The 22866-nt window shown below is 71.8% G+C and carries 19 protein-coding genes and 2 pseudogenes; 11 read left to right on the forward strand and 10 right to left on the reverse strand.

Features of this window, described 5'->3' with window-relative positions; all coding sequences use genetic code 11:
* Positions 1-367 precede the first annotated feature (367 nt).
* Genes ACIRDU_RS19840 through ACIRDU_RS19890 form a run of 11 tightly spaced genes read left to right on the forward strand, consistent with a single transcriptional unit; the run spans position 368 to position 9767 of the window.
* Entirely contained in the window at positions 368-1051 is a 684-nt protein-coding gene (locus ACIRDU_RS19840) for an alpha/beta fold hydrolase (RefSeq protein ID WP_403581259.1), read from the forward strand.
* Positions 1044-2330 (forward strand): glutamate-5-semialdehyde dehydrogenase, encoded by a 1287-nt coding sequence (locus tag ACIRDU_RS19845; protein ID WP_403581196.1) that lies wholly within the window; start codon positions 1044-1046, stop codon positions 2328-2330. Before ACIRDU_RS19840 ends, ACIRDU_RS19845 begins: the two co-directional genes overlap by 8 nt.
* 35 nt (positions 2331-2365) lie before the next feature.
* A complete protein-coding gene (locus ACIRDU_RS19850; RefSeq protein ID WP_403581198.1) occupies positions 2366-2647 on the forward strand; it encodes an acyl carrier protein in 282 nt (93 codons plus the stop codon).
* On the forward strand, positions 2644-3969 hold the full coding sequence (locus ACIRDU_RS19855) for a TrpB-like pyridoxal phosphate-dependent enzyme (RefSeq protein ID WP_403581200.1): 1326 nt from the start codon (positions 2644-2646) through the stop codon (positions 3967-3969). The genes ACIRDU_RS19850 and ACIRDU_RS19855 overlap by 4 nt, the downstream gene beginning before the upstream one ends.
* The gene (locus tag ACIRDU_RS19860) at positions 3966-4832 is read left to right on the forward strand and encodes a hypothetical protein (protein ID WP_403581201.1); all 867 of its coding nucleotides are present in this window, start codon (positions 3966-3968) and stop codon (positions 4830-4832) included. Before ACIRDU_RS19855 ends, ACIRDU_RS19860 begins: the two co-directional genes overlap by 4 nt.
* Before the next feature lie 11 nt (positions 4833-4843).
* Positions 4844-5098 (forward strand): acyl carrier protein, encoded by a 255-nt coding sequence (locus ACIRDU_RS19865; protein ID WP_403581203.1) that lies wholly within the window; start codon positions 4844-4846, stop codon positions 5096-5098.
* Complete coding sequence (locus ACIRDU_RS19870) at positions 5095-6210, forward strand: acyl-CoA dehydrogenase family protein (RefSeq protein ID WP_403581205.1); 1116 nt, start codon at positions 5095-5097, stop codon at positions 6208-6210. Before ACIRDU_RS19865 ends, ACIRDU_RS19870 begins: the two co-directional genes overlap by 4 nt.
* A complete protein-coding gene (locus ACIRDU_RS19875) occupies positions 6207-6806 on the forward strand; it encodes a 4'-phosphopantetheinyl transferase family protein (RefSeq protein WP_403581207.1) in 600 nt (199 codons plus the stop codon). Before ACIRDU_RS19870 ends, ACIRDU_RS19875 begins: the two co-directional genes overlap by 4 nt.
* Complete coding sequence (locus ACIRDU_RS19880; protein WP_403581208.1) at positions 6806-7672, forward strand: hypothetical protein; 867 nt, start codon at positions 6806-6808, stop codon at positions 7670-7672. The genes ACIRDU_RS19875 and ACIRDU_RS19880 overlap by 1 nt, the downstream gene beginning before the upstream one ends.
* Positions 7659-8183 carry a flavin reductase family protein gene (locus tag ACIRDU_RS19885; protein WP_403581210.1) on the forward strand — a complete coding sequence of 175 codons (525 nt, stop codon included), beginning with the start codon at positions 7659-7661 and terminating at the stop codon, positions 8181-8183. The genes ACIRDU_RS19880 and ACIRDU_RS19885 overlap by 14 nt, the downstream gene beginning before the upstream one ends.
* A gap of 12 nt (positions 8184-8195) precedes the next feature.
* Complete coding sequence (locus ACIRDU_RS19890; RefSeq protein WP_403581211.1) at positions 8196-9767, forward strand: AMP-binding protein; 1572 nt, start codon at positions 8196-8198, stop codon at positions 9765-9767.
* A gap of 278 nt (positions 9768-10045) precedes the next feature.
* Here the strand turns inward: ACIRDU_RS19890 and ACIRDU_RS19895 are convergent, their stop codons facing one another.
* The 10 genes and pseudogenes from ACIRDU_RS19895 to ACIRDU_RS19940 form a co-directional block, all read right to left on the reverse strand.
* On the reverse strand, positions 10046-11023 hold the full coding sequence (locus ACIRDU_RS19895; protein ID WP_403581213.1) for a LysR family transcriptional regulator: 978 nt from the start codon (positions 11021-11023) through the stop codon (positions 10046-10048).
* Between the two features lie 699 nt (positions 11024-11722).
* Positions 11723-12715 carry a phosphotransferase gene (locus ACIRDU_RS19900; protein WP_403581215.1) on the reverse strand — a complete coding sequence of 331 codons (993 nt, stop codon included), beginning with the start codon at positions 12713-12715 and terminating at the stop codon, positions 11723-11725.
* A 97-nt stretch (positions 12716-12812) separates the two neighbouring features.
* Positions 12813-13291, reverse strand: a pseudogene (locus ACIRDU_RS19905) (transposase family protein); the annotation flags it as partial.
* Between the two features lie 15 nt (positions 13292-13306).
* A complete protein-coding gene (locus tag ACIRDU_RS19910) occupies positions 13307-14518 on the reverse strand; it encodes a hypothetical protein (RefSeq protein WP_403581216.1) in 1212 nt (403 codons plus the stop codon).
* A 598-nt stretch (positions 14519-15116) separates the two neighbouring features.
* The gene (locus tag ACIRDU_RS19915) at positions 15117-16007 is read right to left on the reverse strand and encodes a C40 family peptidase (protein ID WP_403581218.1); all 891 of its coding nucleotides are present in this window, start codon (positions 16005-16007) and stop codon (positions 15117-15119) included.
* 151 nt (positions 16008-16158) lie between these two features.
* A complete protein-coding gene (locus ACIRDU_RS19920) occupies positions 16159-20076 on the reverse strand; it encodes a helix-turn-helix domain-containing protein (RefSeq protein WP_403581220.1) in 3918 nt (1305 codons plus the stop codon).
* 142 nt (positions 20077-20218) lie between these two features.
* Positions 20219-20662 (reverse strand): peptidase inhibitor family I36 protein, encoded by a 444-nt coding sequence (locus tag ACIRDU_RS19925; protein ID WP_403581221.1) that lies wholly within the window; start codon positions 20660-20662, stop codon positions 20219-20221.
* Positions 20663-20754: 92 nt separating this feature from the next.
* Complete coding sequence (locus tag ACIRDU_RS19930; RefSeq protein ID WP_403581223.1) at positions 20755-21204, reverse strand: peptidase inhibitor family I36 protein; 450 nt, start codon at positions 21202-21204, stop codon at positions 20755-20757.
* Between the two features lie 130 nt (positions 21205-21334).
* A complete protein-coding gene (locus tag ACIRDU_RS19935; protein WP_403581225.1) occupies positions 21335-22258 on the reverse strand; it encodes a hypothetical protein in 924 nt (307 codons plus the stop codon).
* Positions 22259-22637: 379 nt separating this feature from the next.
* A pseudogene (locus ACIRDU_RS19940) lies at positions 22638-22826 on the reverse strand (hypothetical protein); the annotation flags it as partial.
* Positions 22827-22866 lie beyond the last annotated feature (40 nt).

The following is a 22866-nucleotide window of genomic DNA, read 5'->3' on the forward strand; positions in this document are numbered from 1 at the left end:
AGTTCCTTCGGATGGGCTCGACGGAATGCTGTGTGATGACAGATCCACCACCGTCGGTGGTCATGGCGTCGACCGCCGACTACCCGTGGCTTATCAATTGATTCAGTGCACACGTGCAGACCGCCAAGAATTCCTTATCCCGCTATGCAGAAACCTCATTACGCCCCTTGAACTGGTGTTATAGCGCTTCTTGAGGCGGTGATAAGCGTTTCCGATGCGCCGCGGGGATGTTTCGTTTGCAGTCCGGTAGAGGTGGAAACCGCTGACTGTCGATATCAATGAGTGCGGAAGGAAGATCGTTGATGAGCGATGTCCCGTGTCGCGGACCGGTGTCGTGAAAAGCGCTGAGAAAACCCGTCCGGTGCTCATGCCCCTGGGCCGGCCCAGGCCCGGCAGGTGCAGTGTCCTCATCCACCCGGCGGGCGGCGGTCTCGGCGCTTACACGGGGGTGGGGTTCGCACTGCGCCGGACCGGCCCGGTGTTCGGGATCCGCGGCTACGGCCTGGCCGCGGACGAGACCCCCGACCGCACGGTCACCGCGATGACGGACCGGTACCAGCGGTTGCTGCGCGAACTCCCCGAACCCCCGGACCTGTTGTTCGGCTGGTCGCTGGGGGGCGTCCTGGCCTGGGAGTTGGCGGCGCGGATGCGGGCCGAAGGCCACCGCCCGCACGTCGTCATGGTCGACAGTCCCTCGGCCGGCATCGACCGGGACCCCGCCAGCGAGCGCCGGTGGCGCGAACGCGTCCGCGCGTCCCTCACCGAGGAGGGCGGAATCGACGCCGACCTCGTCGCCCGCACGGCCGAGGCACACCTGGACGCGGTCGTCTCCTACCGGGTGACGGGCCACCATGACTGCCCCACCCTCCTGATGCCCTGCGGGGACGAGGACAACGAGGCCCACCTGGCGTCATGGCACGCCGCGACGAGCGATCTGACCGTGCGCCCGCTGACCGGCACGCACTTCACCGCGTTCGACGGCGAGCGCCTGCCCGTCCTGCTCGGCCACCTCGACACCTTCCTGGCCCGGACGGGAGCACATCGTGACTGACGACCTGCCGGCGCGCGCCCGCGCGGCGTTCGACGCCGCACCCCCGGTCGGCGACGAGGCCTACGCCCGCTACTGCGGCGCGCTGGCCGAGCAGTTGACGGAGCACTGGCCACGGATCACAGCCGCCAACGCCACCGACGTCAAAGAGGCCGAACACGCGGGCATGCCACCCACCCTGGTGGACCGGCTGCGCCTGAACGACGGCCACCTCGACCGGATGGTGGCGCTGACCGCACAGGTCCGGCGCGAGCTGGACTCCGTGCGGGAGACGGAGGTGCCCGTGTCCGGCGCGGCCCGCACGGTGCACCGCGTCCCCCGGCCGCTGGGTGTCGTCATGATGGTGTACGAGGCCCGGCCGACCGTGACCGTCGACGGAGCGCTGCTCCCGGTGGTCGTCGGCAACGCCGTTCTGCTGCGCGGCGGCAAGGAGACCGCCGTCACCAACGCCGCGCTCGAGCAAGCCGTGCACGCCGCCCTCCACCAGGCGGGACTGCCCTCCGACCTGGTCACCGTCCTGGACGATCCGCACCGCCGGCTGCTGCGCGCCCTGCTGAAGCGACCCGACCAGGTGGACGTGCTCATCCCGCGGGGCAGCCCGGCGCTCGTCGACTACTGCCGCACCAGCGCCATTCCGCTGATCGCCGGCGGTGGTGGAGTCAACCACCTGTACGTGCACCGGAGTGCCGACCTCGATCTGGCGGCCCGGGCGACGCTGGACAGCAAGCTGCCCGAGCCGGCCGGTTGCACCTCGGTGGAGACCGTCCTGGTCGACCGTGCCGTCGCCGGCGCCTATCTCCAGGCGCTGGCCCACCGCCTCGAAGACCGTGCGGAAGCGCTGACCCTCCGCGTGGACGCGACCTTGGACCCGACCTCCGACGCGAGCGTGCAAGCGGCCGTGGACGTTTCGGCCGCGCCCGGCCTGCGCGTCGAGGCGCTGGGGCCGCACGATCTGGGGCGCGAGTTCCTCGACCCGGTCATCGCCGTCGTGGGCGTCGACGGTGTGACGGCCGCCCTGGCCCACGTCCGCCGGTACGGCTCGGGCCACACGGAGGGCCTCATCGCCCAGGATCCGCAGGTCATCGATGCCTTCCGCCGCCGGGTCGACGCTTCGATGGTGGTCGTCAACGGCTCACTGCGCCTGCACGACGGCCCCACCCTGGGTCTGGGCTCCGAAATCGCCATCGCCACCGGACGCCTGCACGTGCGCGGCCCGGTGACGCTCGCCGCACTCGTCACCCACAGCTACGTCACCGACGCCGCGGGAGCGCTGCGCGGCTGACAGCGCCCTCCCCCTTCCACCCGGAAAGGCAGACCATGCCCCCCGAACTGTCACTGGACAGGACCGCCGTAGCCACCGTCGTCAAGAAGGTGGTCGTCGCAGAGTCGCGGCTGTCCCTTCCCCCCGAGAGCATCCCCGACGAGGAACCCCTCGTCGGGCCCCTGCTGCAGGTGAACTCCCTCGGTTTCGTCGGGATGCTCGTGCGCATCGAGGACGAACTCGACGTGACCCTTCCCGACGACCTGTTCGTGGGGCGGAGCTTTCGCACCGTCGCGGACCTCATCGACGTCGTGACCGCCGCGGAGGTGAGGCCGTGACCACCCACGTCCCGACCCGGTGGCGCAGTGTCCTCCCGCACCTGACCGAGCCGCTGCCCCCGGACCGTACACCGTCCCGTGCCGCCGGCGACGACGGCGAAATCAAGATCAACATACCGGCCGAGCTCATCCGGCACAGCGTCTCCCCGCGCGAGTACTGGGACATCCCCGCCCCGGTCGTCGAACGCTACCGGCAGTACCGCCCGACCCCGTTGTGGCGTGCCCGCGGATTCGAGGAGGCCGTGGGCGCCCGGGTGCCGATCTACGTGAAGAACGAGGGCGTCAACATATCGGGAAGCCACAAGCTCAACACGGCCCTCGCGCAGGCCTACTACTACCAGAAGGCCGGAGTGAAGGAGCTGGTCACCGGCACCGGCGCCGGCCAGTGGGGCACCGCGATGGCGGCCGCGTGCGCCCTGTTCGGTCTGCGGTGCCGGGTCTTCATGGTCGAATCCAGCCTGCGGCGCAAGCCCTACCGGGGCGTGTTGATGCGGATGCTCGGCGCGGAGGTGCACGCCAGCCCCAGCGGCATGACCAAGGTGTCGGCCAAGGAGGACCTCGCGGCCGGCAACAGTCTCTCGCTGGCCATCGGAGAGGCCGTCGAGTACGCCGCCGAGCACGACCAGGTCGCCTTCTGCATCGGCAGCGGGGAGACCTACAGCATCCTGCACCAGTCGGTGATCGGCCTGGAGGCGGCCGAGCAACTCGCCGAGCTCGACGCCCCCATCGGCAGTGTCGTCGGCTGCGTCGGCGCCGGATCGAACTTCGGCGGGATCGCGCTGCCGTTCCACGCCGCCGCCCGGGCCGCCGGGACGGACGGCCCCCGCCTGGTCGCCGCCGAGTCGAGCAGCACACCCAAACTGACCCGGGGGGTCTACGCCTACGACAAGACCGATGCCACCGGCAGCGGCCCGCTGGAAGCCATGTACACCATCGGCAGCGACTACCAGATCCCCGACGCGCACACCGCCGGGCTGCGCTTCCACGGCGCCGCCAAGCTCGTCTCGGCGATGCGGCACAGCGGCGACATCGACGCCGTCGCGGTCAGTCAGGCCGACGCGCTCGACGCCGGGCGGCTGCTGGCCCGGCACGAGAGTGTGCTGCCGGCCCCCGAGTCCGGGCACGCCCTGGCCGCCGCCGCGCGGATCGCCGCGTCCCCCGAGGCCTCCGGCGGAGTCCTGGTGTGCGTCAGCGGGCACGGCTACCTCGACCTGGCCGCGTACGAGCACTTCCTCGACGGCGGTGTGGAGGACCAGTCGCCCCCCGACGAGGCGCTCGCCCGGGCCGTGGCGGGGCTGGCGCCGGTGGAGCCCCGCGCATGACCGCCCCGGCCACCGACGTCCGCACCGGCCTGCTGGACTGCATCCAGGTCAACCTGGCCCTGCTCGCCGACCGATGGGGCGAGCCCCTGCGCCACCTCTCGCTCGGCGCGCACCTGCGCTTCCGGCCGCGCCCCGGCCCCGACGGCCTCCCCACCGTCGACCCGCCCCCCGAGACCCACCTCCAGGAGGCCCGCGCACTCATCGGACTGGTGCCGCGCGACGTCCACCACGACCTGGACCCGGAGGCCCTGCGCGCCCTGACCCGGCGGGCACCGGTCGTCTACGCCGTGGGGGACACCCACGACATGCCCTGGCTGCCCTACGCCGGCCGAGCTCGCATGGAACACAGCTTCCTGGTCGGCGACGACGCGGACGAGGCGGTCGTGGAGGACGCCTACGACAACGAGACGGCATGGGGACCGGCCCGCCCCGGCCGCTGGCGGATGCCCTGGAACCGTCTGCCCACGGCGCTCCTTGCCGTGGAGTTCACGGCGTCGACCGACTACCGGGCACCCCGGCCGACGGTCGGGATCGACGATCCCGGCCCCTACATCGAGGCGTACGCGGCGCACCCGGACCGGCTCACCGCTCTGCGCCGCCTCACCGCGGAGACCTGGCTGATGACCCGGGCACGCCACCTGCACGCGGCCTACCGGGAGCACCTCGGCGAGAGCCTGACCGTCCAGGACCACCTGCGCCGCTGGGACCAGCTCACCGCCACCGCCTTCATCGCCCTGCGCCGCGTGCAGCGCGGCCGGCCCGCCCCGGACTCCCTGCTGCCCGACCTGGCCTCGGCTCTCCACGCCGACCGCGAGGTCTTCGCGGTCCGGGACGAAGAAGTCCAGCCACCCGAACCGAGCTGACGGAGAACCCAGTGAACGAGACCTTCACCCACCTGCTCGCGCCCTTCCTGCCCTACCTCAAGGACCAGCCGCTCACCGAGGACAGCCGTCTGCACGATCTCGGCCTCAACTCCATGAAGGCCATCGACCTGCTGTTCACCATCGAGGACGAGCTCGGCGTCTCCCTGCCCGACGAGGACCTCAACGACGCCACCTTCGCCACAGCGGGCAGCCTGTGGAACGCGGTGCAACGAGCCGCAGCCGGAGACAACAGGACGGCGGCATGAGCACACTCACCCTGCCGGAGCCGGTGGACACCCACGCCCGCCGGCTCCTCGACACCCTGCCCAGCAGCCCCGGCGGAGCCGAACTCTGGCGTGCGCTCGGGGCCGAGAACCTCCTCTCGCGCGTCTATCGCGACCATGACCCACGGCACGGTATCGATCCCGCAGCCCTCGGCGCCCTGCTGAGCGAACTCGACCGGCGCTGTTCCCTCGGCTCGACGCTCGCCGTGACCGTACCGCTGGCCACCTGTCTGCCCCTGATGGCCTCCTCCACCGGATTGGCTTCCTCGGTCCTGGAAGCAGCGCTGGGAGGCCGGTGTGTAGTGGCGCTCGCCGCCACCGACGAGAGTGCCGGATGCGACCTGGCCTCGCTCGGCACGGAGATCACCTTCGACGACGACGGGCTGTACCTCCACGGGACCAAGCGGTGGATCACCAACGCCACCACCTGCGATGCCGCCCTCGTCCTCGCTAGGCACCGGCCCGGCCCCCACTTCACCAACTTCACCTGGGTGCTCGTGCCGACCGACGCCCCCGGCGTCAGCGCGGAGCCCGCTGACACGCAGCTGTTCGAGGGGTCCGGCACCGGCCACCTCACCTTCGACCGGGTGCGCGTCGGACACGACCACGTCGTGGGCGGCAAGGGGCGCGGGATGAGCGCCTTCGCGGCCCACATCGCCACCGAGCGGCTGGCCGGCGCGCTGTGGGCCGTCGCCCTGTGCGAGCGGACGTTGCGGGACACCGCACGCCACCTGCGCGAGCGCCGCCGCGGCGACGGCACCCTGTGGCAGCACGAGGGCATCCGCCAGCGCTACGCATCCGCACTGCTGCGCGCCCGCCAGCACCGCGCCCTGACCGAGAACCTCACCCAAGCGGTCGCCGCGCGGCGGGACTCCGCGGCGGCCGCCACGCTCAAGGCCAGCGCCGCCCTCACGGTCGAGGAGGTCCTGGACGTCTGCGCCCACCTCGAGGGCGCGCACGGCTTCCGCACCGGCGGACCGCAAGCCCTGCGCGCCCAGGCGGCCCTGTTCGGCATCGGCGGCGGCACGACCGAGGTGGTCCTGTCCATCATGGCCGACGCGGCTCCCGAAACCCTGGCGGAGCCCGGGTCATGAAAGTCCGTGAGATCGGCCCCGGAGTGTGGGCGGCCGTGAGCAGCGCCTGCGCCGGGCCCCTCACACCCGCGGACCGCGCCGCCGCCCGTGGCGCACCGCCCTGGCGAGCCCGCCAACTGCTGGGCGGCCGCGCCCTGCTGAGGGCCCTGCTCACCCGGGTCGCCCCGCAGGCCGCCGACGCCACCCTGATCGCCGACGGCAACGGCAAACCGGCCCTCGACCGGTGGCCCGGCGTGGGCATCAGCATCTCCCACGACGAGACCTACACGGCGGTGAGCGTCGCGAGCGGACGCCGCGTCGGAATCGACATCCAGGTTCCCCCGCGCCAGGTCGCCCCCTCGTTGCTGCGCCGATGCGCCGCCCGCTACGCCGACCGGCTCGACCGCCTGCCGCCCTCCGTGCGGAGCACCGTCTTCACGGAGATCTGGACGGTCCAGGAGGCCTGTGTGAAGACCACCGGCTCCGGCATCGGCGGACGCCCGTGGCGCATCGACGTGCCCCCGGACACCGATGCCGGCAGCTGGCGCGGCCTGCGCTGGCACAAGGTACGCGACCTCGCCGACGTACCCGTGGCCTGCGCCTGGGAGGAGCACTGATGGCACCCGCGCTGTCCTGCTACACGACCGCTCTGGTGAAGCATCTCGGAGGCACGGCCGCCGACCGGCTCGCGGAGGCGGTGCACCTGTGGGTCCGCACCGACGACCCGAACAAAGCCCTGGCGTTCTCCCATCACGACCGCATCGACGACGGCGCCCTGGCCTACCGCCACTGCGACGGCTGGGAAGAGACCCGTGACGCCCTCGCGGACCAGCTCGCCCGGGACGGGTCGGTCATCGTGGCCGGCAACGCCCTCCACCTGCCCTGGTCGCCCCACCACGGTGTGCGGGCCGTGCCCCACTGGTTCCTGCTGCGGGCCCGCCGCGAGCAGCACTGGCGGGTCGTCGACCCCTTCCACGCGCTGATGCCCGGCGGGGAGCAGCGCCCCCATGACGGCTGGCTCGACGACGACTCCCTGCGCAAGGCGATGACCCCCCTGGAACGGCTCGACCCGCCGGTGCTCAACAGGGACGTGCACGCTCTGGGCACCGCCACCGACGTCGGCGCCCTCGACCACTACCGGTGGCTGCGGACCGGCGAGCCTTCCCCGCCCGCCTGGTCCGGGACCTGGCTGCGCGACCCCGTCGAGGTGCTCACCTGTCTACGGGATCGTTTCGTCGCGGACGAAGACGTCCTGGAGCAGCACACCGACGACCTGTGGGCAGCGGCCCGGCACCACATCCACCGCCAGGCCGCCCACCCCGCCCCCGCGCTGGCGGACGCCTGGGCCCGCCTCCCGAAGGCCCTGCGGTTCGCCGCGGACTCCGCCCGGCGCGGCCGTCGCCGCACCGGAGTGGTCTCCCAGGCGTTCGACTCGCTCATCGAACTCACGACCAGGACTGAGGTGCGCCATGCTCGGCCTTGAGCCGGCCATCGATGAAAGCCTGTTCCGCGCGACCATGACGAGCCTCGCCAAGTGTGTGGCCGTCACCACCGCGCTCGGCCCGGACGGCCCGGTGGGATGCACCACGACCTCGCTCATGTCGCTCTCCGTCGATCCGCCCAGTGTGCTGCTGGCCTTCCGGTGCGGCAGCCGCACCCTGGAGAGCCTCCTCGCAGCGGGCCGCTTCGCCGTCAACGTACTGGCGCACGAGCAGGAGCAACTGGTCCGTCGCTTCGCCACCGGCGCCCCGGCCGACCGGTTCCGGGACACCGCCCACACACTGCCGCACGGTGTACCGGTTCTCGACGGTGCGGCCGTGGCGATGACGTGCGACGTGGCGCGGTCCTTCGCGGCCGTCGACCACGTGCTGGTCGTCGGAACCGTGCGCCACCTGCGGTCCTCGCCCGCCGAGCCCCTGGTGCTCGTCGGCGGACAACCGCACACCGTCGCCCCCGCCCTGCCCGTTGTGGCCACCGCCGACGATCCGTGCTGACCTGGAGACCCCATGCCCGCAACACCTGTCATCCACCGGCCCGACGAACGCCTCGACGAGTTCCTTCTCGCGGCGGCCGCCGTGCACCCCGACCGTCCGGCGGTCGTGGAGTACGTCGACGGCACCGCCCGCATCACGACCTACCGCGAACTGCGGGCGACCGCGGACCGCTACGCCGCGGACCTGGACCGGTACGGCCTCGACATCGGGGACCGCGTGATGATCGTCTCCGACACCTCCGCGCAGGCGATCGCGCTCGTCCTGGCCTGCTCCTCACGCGGCCTGCCGTTCGTGCCCGTCAGCCCGGAGACGCCGGCCGAGCGGCGCGCGACGATCGCGGGCCTGGCCGAACCGGCCCTGTGCCTCACGGCCGGACCCGACGCCGACAGCGCGACCGGCTGGGGCCGGTTCGGATCCGACGGAATCGAGGTCCCCCTGCCGCCGGAACCGCGCACACGGCACCGCACCACGGTGACACCCACCGACACGGCCTACATCATCTTCACCTCGGGGACGACGGGCCGCCCCAAAGGCGTGGTGATGAGCCACCGAGCCGTTGTCTCGTTCTACCGCGGCATGCTCGACGAGCACTTGGTGGAGGTCGGTGACCGGGTCGCCTCGACCTCCCCGCTGCAATTCGACTTCTCGTTGCTGGACATCGGCCTGGCCCTGGGCAGCGGCGCCGCGGTGGTACCGGTCCCGCGGGCCCTGCTGCGCTGGCCGACCCGGTTCCTCAAGGTGCTGCGCACCACCCGCGCCACCCAGGTCAACGGTGTTCCGTCCATCTGGCGACAGCCGCTCCGCCACCTTCCCGACCAGATCGCCGCACTGACGGATCTGCGGGGCGTCCTGTTCTGCGGTGAGGACTTCCCTCTGCAGGAACTGCGCCACCTGCAGCAACTGCGCCCCCAGGCGCGACTGGTCAACTGCTACGGCGCGACCGAGTCCATGGCCGCCAGCTTCGCCGACGTGCCCAACCCGCTGCCCGAAGACGTCACACACCTGTCGATCGGAAACGGCCACCGCGGCACCGACATCCTGCTCCTCGGCCCCGACGGCCGACCTGTGACGGAATCCGGCGACGTGGGGGAGATGTACCTGCGCAGCCCGGCCCTGATGTCCGGGTACTGGGGTGACCCCGAGGCCACGGCCACCACGGTGGTACCCGACCCGCTCGATCCCAGGTCCGGGCAGAAGGTGCTGCGCACCGGAGACCTCGCCTACCGGGCGGACGACGGCGGTCTGCGCTTCTGCGGACGGGTGGACTCCCAGGTGCAGATCCGGGGCAACCGAGTGGAACTGGCCGAGGTGCAGCGACGTCTTCTGGAGCACCCCGGGGTGGCGGAGGCCGCCGCCGTGGTCGTGGAATCCTCGCGTGAGGAACCCGAGTTGGCCGCCTTCGTGGTGTTGACCGACGATGCGCCGCCGGTGGACGAGAGCGCCCTCCTGAGGTTCTGCCTTCAGTCGATGCCCGCCTACATGGCTCCGAGCTTGACGCGGATCACCGATGCACTGCCGGTCAATCACCACGGCAAGGTCGACCGGCGGCAACTGCTGGCGGCCCTGCACCGCGACCCGGCTTGACCGCGCACCGATCCAGTCCCGGGCACGCGGGGGTCGTCGGACCCGCCGCGTGCCCGCCTAGGGGGTGTCCGCAAAGTCGCGTCGTTCGCCCGGAGGGCGGGCCCCGCGGCGTTCGGTGCGTGCTCTCGGCGTGCCGGGCGGGCACCCGCGTACTGGTTGTACTCGGGTGTTCGCCCGGTGCGGCGAGAGTGCGTGCCGGGCGTCGCGGGGCAGGCGGGACTTTGCGGACACCCCCTAGGCACCGCGGCGCGGCCGGCCCGAAGTGGCCGGCACCGGCATCAACTCTCACTTATCACTTTGGCCGCGGCCTTCAGCACCGCTTCCAGAGCCGGCCGGGAAACATTGCTGTGCCGCCACAGCGCCTGCGTGTAAGTGCGGGTCACAGGCTGCCAGTTCAGCTTCCGCAGGCGCCCGTTCGTGATGTCCTCCGCGACGGAGATCTCGGGAAGCAGAGCGGCGCCGATCCCGTTCTCCGCCATGTGTTTGACGGCCTCCACCGAGTTCAGAGAGAGCATCCGGCGTGACCCTGTCGACAATGCCGCGTCAGGCAGGAGGTCACCGCAATAGCGCCCGTCGACGTCGGCACAGACGAGGACGGAGTCGAAGTCGAACGGTTCCTCCTCACTGTCTCGCCGCGACCCGGTGTCGCGTAGAGGCGCCGCCACCAGGGCCAGGGGCTCCGGACACAGTTCGCGGTGATCCAGATCCCCGTGAGGCGTGCCGTCTCCTATCGTGAAGGCGCAGTCGAGCAGTCCGTTGCACAGGTGGGCTGCGGCCTCTTGAGGAGTGGACAGGCGGAGCGAGAAGTCGATCTGCGGATAGCGCAGATGTATGTATTCGATCAGCGGCAGCAGCCGCTGATTGATCAGACTCTCCGGGGCTCCCACGGTGACGCGCCCGCTCGGCTGGCCCGGCGAGTCGACGAGCCGGTGGATCTCGCTGCTGAGACGCACGATCTCACGTGCGTACGAGAGGAGTGTGCGCCCCGCGCTGGTCGGGCGCACGCCGCCCGGAAGCCGTTCGAGCAGAGTTGATCCCAATGCCCGTTCGAGTGCCTTGATCCGATTGGTCACCGTGGGCTGCGAGACATGCAGGACGGTCGCCGCTCTCGTGAAGCTTCCGGTGTCGACCGCACCGAGAAATGCCTGTAATTGTCGCGTATCCAAAAGATCCCCCGTTTGCCTCGGAAATGCTGCCCCTGCGAAGAGGGGTGAGTTTCCGCAGCATTCGAATCTTAGGCGCTCACGCATCACCATCGGTCGATCAAACGCTAACAGCCCATCATCTCGCGCTCAATGAGTTTGCCACGATTGGAGGTGGGTAATGACCACGTCGACGCCGTCTACACTCCATGCTTTTACTCATTCTTTCGGTACATCACCGCTGCCGAAGAGCGAGAAGTCACCCTCGCGAACGGGTCGTTCGCCCCGGAACACAGTGAGGGCCAGCACGCGTGGCGTCCTTGCCCCCGCATCATCGCTTATCGGTGGGATGACGTGAGGTGCTTCTTCGACCCGGACGTGACGGGAGCGTTGGGCGGAGACCGTACCGGCTCGCCCGCTGGATACCGAGTGCTTCGATGTCGAGACCGACCGGTCGTCCTGCTCTTCCTCGAACTTGGCGTGATAACGCGTGGAGTTCGTGCGCGGTCCGGGCCGCACTCACCACGCGTCTACGCCTGGCGGCCTTGGCGCGGATCCAGACGTAGGGCCTGACGGCCGGGCCGACTGTGCGCCGGGCGGTTTCCTCGGCACTCCGGCGGGTCCTGCGTTCGTCGGCCTTTCGCATGTCGCGTTCCCAACTCGGAGCGGCCCCCTTGGCATCGCGGGCGGCCCGCCGCACCTCGGTGGGCGCGGCCTGCAAGATCTCCCGACGGGCGCGCCTCGCGGCCTCTACTGCCCTGTCCCGGGTGGCGCGGTGCTCGGCTTCCAGAATGTCGTTCCATCCGGTATCGCTTACGCCTTGAGCCAAGTGACCCAGGTCGGCATGGCCTTGCGCATCATGGCCATCGCCTTCACCGACTCCCTGAGTGTCTGAGCGAAGCCGGCCTGGTACTCCGGACTCCCGCCCCGGTGGCCGCAGGCCATCCACAGCTGCCAAGCCGCCGCTCCCACGCGTCCGGCGAACATACCGGTGAACGCCGACTCATCGACCGCCCCGACTGCCCCTCCCGCAGCGACATACCCGGAGAGGCAGGCTTCGACGATACGGCGCTCGGGCACTTCCAACCGGCGGCCGAAGCCGGCGAGATGGAAAGCGGTGAAGACCAGCTCCCACCACGGGTCCTGCGCCCCAGCGGCATCGAAGTCCAACAGCACCGGTCCACCGGAGCCGGTCAGAATGTTCTGGTGCCGGATGTCGCGATGCATGACCAACTTGCATCGCCACAGCTCCTGCTGATCTTCGACCATGGCCTCGGCCTGCTCCACCGACAGCTTGAGGATGCGGACATGCTCGGCACTGAGGACCTCGAGGCGTTCGGCCTGAGCGAACCACTCCTCCCACTCTCCCTGGGAGTACGACCGGTAGTCGCCATCGACGGTCGGGTCGGCTGGAATCGCGCACCGTGCAAGGTCAGCCACGAGCCCGCCGGCCCATGCCGCCAACGGTTCGGACGCCGGCGCGGTCGGATGCGCGCCCTCGACGAAGCGCACCGCACGGGCGTAGAAACCGTCCCCGATCGGCCGCCACAGACCCGCTTCTCCCAGAGTCGTCGATTGCGGCTCGGGCATCGTGACACCGATCTCCCACGCGGCGGCTTCAAGCGCCCCTGCCTGGGCAGCCATGGGCAGCCAGAAGTCACCCCAGGGCTTGGCAATCTTCACCACCCATGAGCCGGAGTCAGTAACGGCCTTCCACACCGGGCTCTGCTCGTCATCCTTGAGCAGCAGCGGGGCATCCAGCAACTGCCCCAACCCGAGCCGGTTGGCAGCCTGTGCCAGGTTCATAGCCAGTCAGTCAACCCGCCCGCCACCCCAGCGGCAACCGAATTGGTCGCCGAGCGGAATTCACAGTGGAGTCGCGCGTTCCCGATGGAACCGAGGGACTCTTCATGCGGGCGAAAGTGTGCTCGACGCGGGCGTGGACCTTGCGGTGGGAGGCGTCGTGTTCCTCCTTCCAGGAGGGCAGCCGCCGGACTCCTCCCAGGCCCGGCAGTCGTTGTGGTTGCCGGGCAGCGGCTTGCCGACGGCGACGACCAGGCGGGTGTCGGCGTCGATGACGACCTGGTGGTTGGTGGAGTAGCGGTAGTTCTTGCTGCAGGCGGCCACGGCCCGGTCACGAGTGGGCACCAGCGTGCCGTCCACGACGAGCACAGTGTCCTTGCGGAACCGCCGCCGGGGTTGAAGGGCGAGAGCCGGTCCGAGGTGGTCGACGATCCGATCGGCCGCCGACTTCGAGACGCCGAACAGCGGGGCGAGCTGGCGCAGCGCGAGGTTGGTGCGCAAGTACGCGGCCACCAGCAGCACCCGATCCTCCAGCGGCAGCGACCACGGCCGGCCCTTACGGACCGGATCAGCTCCCTGAAGCTGAGTGTGTGGTCAGTGGGTGAGTACGTAGCAGGTGGCGTGGGCGGCGCCGTGTTCGTTCCAGTCCCATTTGTCGGTGGGCCAGGTGAACCAGTGGGTGTCGCGTTCGGCGGATTCCGTGCGCCAGGCGGCGGGGGAGTTCGGGACGGCTCGGTCGCAGGCGGTTTCGGCTTGGCGGCGGGCTTTGCCGGCGCCGGGGTAGGTGGTGGTGAGTTCGGGTTGAGCCAGGATGCGGGCGCCGTGCTTGGTCTTGCACGGGCGGCTTACGACCAGGCGGTTGGAGCTGGTGCCGGTGTGCGGGTCGAAGCAGGCGCCCGGTTGCAGTTCGTCGATCTCCCGGACTGTGTCCCGCGCGGCGAGTTGCCGGGCGGGGGACGGCAGCTTCGGGGCGGGTGCGCCGTGTCGGCTGATGGTCAGCTCGGCCCGGATCCCTTTCAGGTTCCGTAGCGAACCCCACTCCCGTGCTTTGAGGGCGCCCAGATCGGCCGAGGCGCGGGTGAGGCGTCCCTCGCCGTCGGCGCGGAGCGCGAGGTCGACGGGCAAGGGCGCGGCGGCCTCGTCGGTACCGCGGTGCAACATCTCCCGCAGGTCCTTGGGGAACAGGGCGAGGGCCGCGGGAGCGGGGGTGCGGATCGTGTATGTCCGGCCGGTTTGCGCCGGAGCGGACTTCGTCACCCGCCCTCCGGACGCCAGCAGCTCCAGCAGCGTCCCGCCGAACGGGACCTGAGTCCCGGCCAGGGACTCGACGTTGCGGTTGCCGTCGAGGGTGAAGTCGTTCGGGGCATGGCGGATCCAGTATGGCGCGGCGCCTGGCCGCACCAGCACGTCCGTCCCGTCGACGGCCACGCCCAGCTTCGACGGCTGGGGGGACGGGGCGGGGGAGGGGCCCAGCAGCGCCTCCCGCTCCGCCGTGGTGACGCGCTTGGTGAAGGTCCAGGACCGGGTGCCAACGGCGTGCCCCGCCTTCGGGGCCATTCGGCCCTCGCTCCTCAGAACCGCTTCCCCGGTGCCGAGTTCGAAGGTCATGGTCTGCCGGAACGCGAAACCGTCCGTCGCCAGGGTCGCTTCGAGGGCCTTGGCGGGCTGCTGGGCCTTGGGGGCAGAGAAAACGGGGTGCGGCGGGTTTGCCGGTTCGCCGGCGAAGCACCCCGCGACAGCCAGGGCGACCGCGGCTGTGGCGACGCCGAAACGGGCAGGGGCGAGGGAGGGAGGACGGGATATCACGACGGTACGACAGCGGCACCCGCCCTACGGTTGCACGGCGGGCGATAACGGAACCGCAACGCCGCCGGGAGGCCGTCGGACCCGCACCCGCCCCCTCGGACCCCTCCGGTCGTGCGCCCCCGCTCACGCCAGGGTGAGCACCACCAGCGATCCCGTCGCCGCCGTCTTTGCGAGGGGGCAGTACGGCGGCGCGCTCCTTCTCGACGGTGGCCGGGCCGATGACGGGCCAGTCTTCCCGGCGTGGCGAGTCGGATTGAGTCCTTGGCCTCGTCGTCTATCCGTTGCGACTGTAGGGATCAGTGTGCGACGTCCTCCCATCGGGCCTGACTGGGACGGGTCTGGCACCTGCCAGATGCCATAGCCGGACCGTGTCTTCTGCCCCGCGGCCCGACTCCCACACGGTGGTCTTACCGCGTGCGCCTCGCGTGCGGCTGTTCCGGCATCACCGGCGTGGGAGACATCCGGCGCTGTCGCGGCTGGCGCACCGTCAGGAGCCGGGTCAGGCTGGGCTCTTGACCGTCGCGGCCCCGGTCCTGCTGCGGATCGGGGCCCTCGCCACGCTCGGCGTCCCTGAGTCACGGACGGCGCCGCGCCCTCGTCACACCATCGGCACAGGTGTCGTCGTCCCGCAGTCCGAGACGCCGTCCAGCCACGCCGGCCCCTTGATGTAGATGTTGCTCACCCACGCCCGGTAGTCCGGCAGGTACGACCACACGTCGTTGTCGTAGCCCTCGGCGCTGACCATCTCCGCGTGGATCTGGCACTGCACCCGGATGGTGGTGGAGTACGGGAAGGCGTACACGCGCTCCGCGCCGAGCGAGGGCTTGGCCTTCGTCCACACATCGGTGCCCCAGGTCTGGTGGATGTGGCCGGTGACCTGGCCGGTGTTGACGCGGACGGCTCCGAAGTAGCCGTTCATACGGACGTCACTGACCATGAGCCGGGTGCCCGACTCCTTCGCCTCGACCATCTTGCCCGCGCCCAGGTAGATGGCGATGTGGTGCAGGTCCTTGGACGTGCCCCAGGCGAGCAGGTCGCCCGGCAAAAGCGGGGCGAGGCCCTGCGCGGCGGTGAAACGGGCCGCCGCGCGGTGCGTGTAGTACTGCTGGCTGGCGATGCCGTTGAGGATGTCGGAGCCCGTCGCCTTGGCGTAGGCGTGCCGGACCAGGCCGGAGCAGTCGAAACCGAGCCGCTCGGGGTCGTGCGCGCTGTCCGGGTCGGTCGGGTCGACCTGCCCGTAGGTGGCGCCCGGCCGGGAGCCGTGGCCGCCGCCCCACGTGTACCAGGTGCCGGCCGCCACCTCGGCGCAGGCGGCGGCGATCGCCCGCTCGGCTGCCGGGGAAGCCCCGGGCGCGAGGGCGCCGCACGGAGCGGCGGCCGCCCGTGGCGCGGACGCCGGGCCGGGCGCGGCGGCGGCGGACACCGGCGCCCAGAACATCAGGGCCATGAAGACGATCAGTGTGCGAATGAGACCGGTCCGGCGGACCATGCCAGGACCCCCGTTTCCTGTAGGCGGTGAGGAAGTGGTCGCACAGCAGCCTGCTGGCCGCGCCCCGCGCCCGTCGACATCCCACCCGTCGACTCCCGCCGACGGGCAACGGGAAACACCTGGGAAACCCCCTCCGAGCAGGGACGCCGCCTCAGTCCCGGCCGTCGCAGGAAGCCCCGTCCGAGAGCGGGACCCCCGGCAGGAGTTCGGCGCGTTCGTCGGCGCCCAGGTCCGCGCGCAGCCGGCAGATCTCCGCCAGCCGCGCCCCGGGGTCGAGGTCCCACAGCCGTACGGTGCCGTCCGTGCTGCTGCTGGCGACCGTGCGCCCGTCGGGGGCGAAAGCCACGCTCCACACCGCGTTGGTGTGCCCGGTCAGCGTCGCCCACGGACGCCGTCCGGCCACGTCCCACAGGCGCACCGTACGGTCGTTGCCGCTGCTGGCGAGCGTACGGCCGTCCGGAGCGAAGGCGATGCCCCGGGTGGAGCCGGTGTGCCCGGTCAGGACGGCCTGCGCACGGCGCCGGCCCACGTCCCACAGCCGTATGGCGCCGTCGTTGCCGCTGCTGGCCAGGGTCCGCCCGTCCGGGGCGAAGGCGACGCTGCGGACCGCGCCGGTGTGGCCGTCCAGGGTGCCGAGCGGCCGGCGCGCGGACACGTCCCACAGCCGTACGGCCAGGTCGTCGCCGGCGCTCGCCAGGGTCCGGCCGTCGGGGCTGAAGGCGACGCCGTTGACGTAGTCCTGGTGGCCGGTCAGCGTCGCCCGCGGCCTGCGTTCGCCCACGTCCCACAGGCGCACCGTGCGGTCGGCGCCGGCCGAGGCCAGACTCCGGCCGTCGGGCGCGAAGGCGACGGAGAGCACCTGCCCGATGTGGCCGGTCAGCGTCCTCAGCGAGCTACGGGCGGCCACGTCCCACAGCCGGATCGTGCCGTCGGAGCCCGCCGACGCCAGGGTTCGCCCGTCGGGTGCGAAGGACACCGAGAAGACCGTCTCCGTGTGGCCCCGGAGCGTCGCCAGCAGCCGCCGCCCGCGCACCTCCCACAGGCGCACGGTGTGGTCGGTGTCGGCGGTGGCCAGCAGGGACCCGTCGGGGCTGTACCGGGCCTGCCACACCTCCGTGAACGGACGCGCCGTCAGCAGCGGGCCGCGCAGGTCCCACAGGACGACGGACCGATCGAACCCGGCGGTGGCCAGCAGGGCGCCGTCGGAGGTCACGGCCGCCCCCATGACGTAGTCGGTGTGACCGGCCAGCACGGCGGTCTGCCGGCCGCTGCGGACGTCCCACAGCCGGGTCGTGCCGTCGCCGACCGCGCCGATGACCGTGGCGCCGTCCGGCGTGTACGTCACGGCGTTGATGTCGTCACTGCTCCCGGACAGCGTCGTGCTGAGCCGGCCGCCGCGGACGTCCCACAGTCGTACCGTCCGGTCGATGCCGCCGGAGGCCACCTCGCGGCCGTCCGGGGAGAACGCGGCGCCCAGCACTTCGTCGGTGTGCCCTTTCAGCACGGTGAGCTGCCCCGCCCGGTCGGTGTCCCACAGCCGCACCGTCCGGTCGGTGCCGGCGGAGACCAGGGCCCGGCCGTCCCGGGCGTACCCCAGGGCGTTGACCGCTCCCTCGTGTCCGGTCAGGGTGGCGGTGATCCTCGGGGTGCGCGCGGTGTCCCACACCTCGATCACCCCGCGCGTGGTCGCGACGGCGAGCCTGCCCCCGCGGGGGTCGAACGCCAGCTTCCGGGCGCCGTCGGTGCCCTCACCGAGCACGGCCGTCCGCCGGGCCCCGGCGACATCCCACAGACTCACGGGACCGCGTGCCGACGTCGCCGCCAAGAGGCGGCCGTCGGGGCTGAAGGCGATCGAGCGGACCGGACCGCGCACCGCGAACGTGGCGGTCGTACGGCGGTCGTGTACCCGGCGCAGCGTCACCGTCCCGTCGGAACTGGCCGTCGCCAGGGACCGGTTGCCCGGCGCGAAGGCCACCGCGTTGACCGGGCCCCGGTGGCCGCCCAGCCGGCCGGAGAACGGCTGTGACTGTGTGCTCAGCAGCGCGCCGCGCGCCTCGGTGGTGGCGTGGGTCCGATAGGCCTCCCCGGCCAGCAGCATCGACGCCTCCGGCTGGCCCCCGGCGAGCGACGCGGACCGTACGGCGAGGGCCTGGGAGCGCGCGACGCGTTCCTGGTCGAGGGCGCTCTCGCGCTGCTGGTAGGCGAGAGCCCCGGCGGTCAGGGCGAGCCCCAGCAGCCCGACGAGGGTGGCCAGCATGGACTGCCGCAGCCGGACCTGGCGTCTGGACTGCCGCTCCAGCACCTCCCTCTCGGCCAGGCTCGCCCTGAGGAACGCCTCCTCGCCGGGACTGAGCCGGCTCCACCCGTCCAGCTCTTCGGCCCAGGAACGCACGGTGTTCAGCCGGGTGCCGCGGTACAGGGCGGACGGATCGCGGCCTTCGCGCTCCCACTCCGCGGCCGCGTGCGCCAGCTGCTGGTGGAGCAGCAGTCCGGCACGGTCGGCGTGGATCCAGTCGCGCAGCCGCGGCCAGGCGTGGAGGAGGGCCTCGTGGGTGATCGCGACGGTGTCGCTGTCCATCGTGATGAGCCGGGCCCGTACGAAGGCGTCGAGCGCGGCGGTCGCGCCGTCCGCGTCGGCGAGCTGCTCCATCAGCGCCGCCCGGCTCATCCGGCGGCGGGTCGCCCCGGCCCCGTCCGCGACGTACACCAGGCGGGACAGAACACGGCGGAGCGTCTTCTGCTCGGCCGGATACAGCCGGGCGAAGACGTTCTCCGCGGTGCGTGCGATCGCGCCCTGGATCCCGCCGGCCCGCTCGTACCCGGCGACGGTCAGCGCGGAGCCCTCACGCCGCTGCCAGGTGGCCAGCAGAGCGTGGGAGACGAGGGGGAGGGCACCCGAGGGCGTCTCGTCGGCTCCGGGGCGGATCCCCTCCGCGACGCCCGGGGAGGTGCCGGCCGGTCCGTCGCGCAGACCCGCGTCCCGCAGGAGCAGGGACACGAGACCCGGCTGGAGGGTCAGTCCGGCGAGTTCCGCCGGGCGCGTGATGGACTCCCGCAGCTCCGCCACGGACATCGGGGGCAGCACGAACAGCCCGTCGGTCAAGACCGGGGCCAGTTCGGGCAGTTCCAGACAGTTGCCGGTGAAGTCGGCCCGCATGCCGAGCACCACCACGGCGGGGCCGTGCCCGCCGCCCTCCGGCCGGGACGCCGCCAGCGCGCGGAGCACCCGGACGAAGGAGCGCCGCTCGTCCTCGTCCGCGCAGAGCGTGAAGAGTTCCTCGAACTGGTCGACGATCAGCACCGGCCGGCAGGGCGGGGGCCGGCGGTCCCCCGGAGCCGCAGACGGGGCGTCCGTCATGGTGCGTACGGCGTCCAGTACCGCGTCGGGGTTCCGCCGGGCTTCCTCGACGGTGACGCCGAGGTCCCCGCCCACCGCTTTCGCGGTACGCTCCAGCAGCTCGTCCAGGGGCCGCGACGTGGGCGTGAACGTCACCACCGGCCACCGGTCGGCGCCCGGCATCGGGAAGTCGCCGCGCCGCAGGGCGGGCACCAGTCCCGCGTTGAGCAGCGACGACTTGCCCGCGCCCGAGGGGGCGACCAGTAACAGCGGGCCGCTGCCCACCCGTTCGAAGACCCGTTCCACCAGGGCGGCCGTCGCGCGTTCCCGGCCGAAGAACCACTCCGCGTCCTGCGGGGTGAACGCCGACAGGCCGCGGTAGGGACCCGCCCCGTCGGTCTCGCGCCCGGTGAGCGCGGCCTCGGGGACGTCCCCGCCGTCGGAGGGCGGTCTCTCCTGGACGAGCCTGAGCAACTCCCCGCCCGCGCCGAGCACTTGGTCGCAGAGGCGGGCGACGTCGAGGGTCGCCCGCTTTGTCCCGGTCTCGATCTTGCTGAGGTAGCCCTTGCTGTAGTGCGTCTGCCGTGCCAGATCGGTCAGCGACAGGCCGCGTGCCTGTCGCAGTCGTCGCAGTTGTGCGGGGAAGGAGTGCGTGGTCAGCGCGTTCCGGTCCCGCCCGTTCCGGTGGTCGGTGTCATGCCCGTGCTGCGGGTCTCCCACGGTGTCCCCCATGGCAGTGCGTCCGTGAGACGGCGGATGCCCAGGCTACTGCGGGGGCGCTCAGGGCAGCCAAGCTTTCCCCGGTGTGGCGAAAACGCGAACGTCCGGAACCGTGGGGCGGTTCCGGACGTTCTGTGCAGCTCGCTGCGCCGGGTCAGGTGAGGAAGGCCCCGCAGGCGTTCCTGTTCACCCACCGGTGCGCGCTGATGGCGTTGTTCACCACGGTGCCGTCGGTGAACCGGTTGTCGGTCAGGTCGTCGGCGTACAGCTCACCCGGGGCGAGGCAGACGTGCCCGCCCGCGTAGTCGGGCTTGTCGTACAACGCCGCGTGGTCGACGCCGCCGGTGTAGGCGCGGTTCATCACGGACGAGGCCCTGTTGTCGGCGGCCGGGCCCCAGGTCCCGCTGTAGGGGACCGGCAGCAGGGAGCCTTGGCAGTCCGGCTCGTCCCAGGCGTACAGCCGCCCGTCGCGCGGGCCCCACTTGCCGGCGCAGCCCGGCCCGGCGACGGTGTTCTCCGCCGCCCGCGCGGTGGCCGGAACGGCGAGGCCGAGCGCGGCGAGCCCCAGCACGGCCGCCGTGACGGTGATCTTGCGCATGGTGTTCCCCCCTGGCTGTGAGGACGGGTCAGTGGAAGGGGGCGGGGCGGCCCGCGGGAGCGCGGGCCGCCCGTTCCTCACCGGTCCGCGGATCAGGTCAGGAAGGCCCCGCAGGCGCTCCTGGCCACCCAACGGTGCGAGGTGATGTTGTCGTTCACGATGACGCCGTTGGTGAACCGGTTGTCGGTCAGGTTGTCGGCGTACAGCTCGCCCGGCGCCAGACACGCGTGGCCGCCGCCGTGGTTGTCGTTCTCGTAGAAGGCGACGTGGTCCAGGCCGCCCGTGTAGCCGCGGTTCATGACGGAGGTGGCCTTGTCGTTGGCCGCGGCACCCCAGTTGCTGCTGTTGCCCGGTGTGGCGATCAGCAGGGTGCCCCCGCAGTCCAGGTCCTGCCAGGCGTACATGTTGCCGTTGCGCGGTCCCCACTTGCTGTTGCAGCCGGGGCCGGGAACGGCGCTCTCGGCCGCCTGCGCGGTGGCGGGTACGGCGAGGCCCAGGGCGGCGAGCCCCAGGACCGCTGCGGTGACGCTGATCTTGCGCATGCTGTTTCCCCTCGTTTCCTGTCACTGTCGGTGTGTTGCCGGTCGTGCGGAGGTGCGGGCGCGGGTACGCCGGGCCGGCGGCCCGGCGCACCGCGCCGGTGAGCGGTGTCCGCTCCGGAGCGCGGAGTGGTCAGTGGCGCTCCGGAACGATCCGCACCGCCCGGTCGTAGGCCTGCTGACCGAGGTGCCGGTAGGTGTCGATGTCCTTGCCGAACCGGTCACGCAGGCGGTCCAGGTAGTACGTCTCCCGGGCCGTGGCCACGGCCCGCAGGGAGGTCTGCCGGGCACAGGTGGCGTCCGCGACGGCGGTCCTCCGCTCGGCGGCGAAGGCCTCGTCCGAACGGGCCGGTCCCAGCCGGTCGGTGTTGACGCGCACGGCGTCGCGGGCGGCCTGGGGTTCCTGGTAGGGCTGTCCCGCCCGCTTCATGCACCGCGACCATGCCCGTACCGCGGAGCTGAGCTGACGATCTTTCATGAGGCGTTCGCCGTACAGGGCGTTGAGGCCCGTGACGACCTTGCCGGTGCGGAACCACGCGGCCGGATCGCCGTAGAGCCGGCGCTCGGCCTCTTCCATACAGCCGCCCAGACGCTTGCGGATCTCCCCGCCGCCGGGCAGGGTCACCGTGAGCACGCGGGCGTCCGCGCCGCCGTCCAGCGCGGCGTCGAAGGCCGCGCGCCGGCCGGCGGAGAGGCTCTGCCGGTAGGTGCCGACGGGGTTGCGCGCGTGGAGGGCCTGGCCCTTTGCCTCGATTCGGCCACCGTACCCGTGGGTGCGGGCCCACGCCACGTCGTCCTGCACGAAGCGCACCGGCCGGCTCTCGTCGAGCGTCAGACCGCGGTCCTCCCAGAAGGTGAAGCCACGGCGGTTCATGCACTGCTTGGTCAGACGCTGCTGCGCGTCGGCGACGCGCAGTTCCTGCTGCCAGGTCAGCGCCGCGGGACGCGAACGCGGGTTCTGCGCACGGCCGTCGTCGTCACCGCCACCGGCGCACCCGGTCGTGACGGCCGCGGTGGCCGCCACCGTCGCGCAGATCGACACCAGTACCCGTCGCATGGACTTCGCCCCCCTTCACCGCCACCGGCTGACGGATCCAGAGTTGCCCCGCCGCCGGCTTGGGGTCGACGGGTTTCCTGTTGCCCACCGGCCCGGTGACCGGGAAACCGGGGATGAGCAGGAGGGACGCGGGGGTGAAGGCAACGCGGGAGACGGGGGCCGGGAGAGGGGCTGGGGGTGCGGAGGGTGGGCGGAGAATGACCCGCCCCGGCCTCGCGCCCGCCGCACCGATGCCGCACGTGCTGGCGCCCGGCCGTCGCACACGCCTGCTTGCCCCGGCCGTCCGTGTGCCCCGCCCGTCCGTGTGCCCCGGACGGGCGGACGCTCCGTGGCCCGGGCCGGCTCTTGCCGGCGGTAGTGGCCCTGCAATGGGGGTCGATTCGCCGGCGCGCCGTGTCTTGCGCTGCTGGTGCACCCACCGCCCGAGCGGGAAGTTCGTGGTGACGCCGACTTCGACCTCAGACCAGCGACTCGGGCCGGTAGACCCGGGTGCGCAGGAACGCGGCGATGATCGGGGGGTGGAGAAGTGGAGCAGTGCGGACTCGGCAGCAGCGTCGGTGTCGTCGCGGCCGCCCGCACCTGAACGATGAGAGGGGTGGCGTGCCCTC

The organism is Streptomyces sp. NPDC093598 (genome assembly GCF_044764825.1).
In the GTDB taxonomy this organism is placed as follows: Bacteria; Actinomycetota; Actinomycetes; order Streptomycetales; family Streptomycetaceae; genus Streptomyces.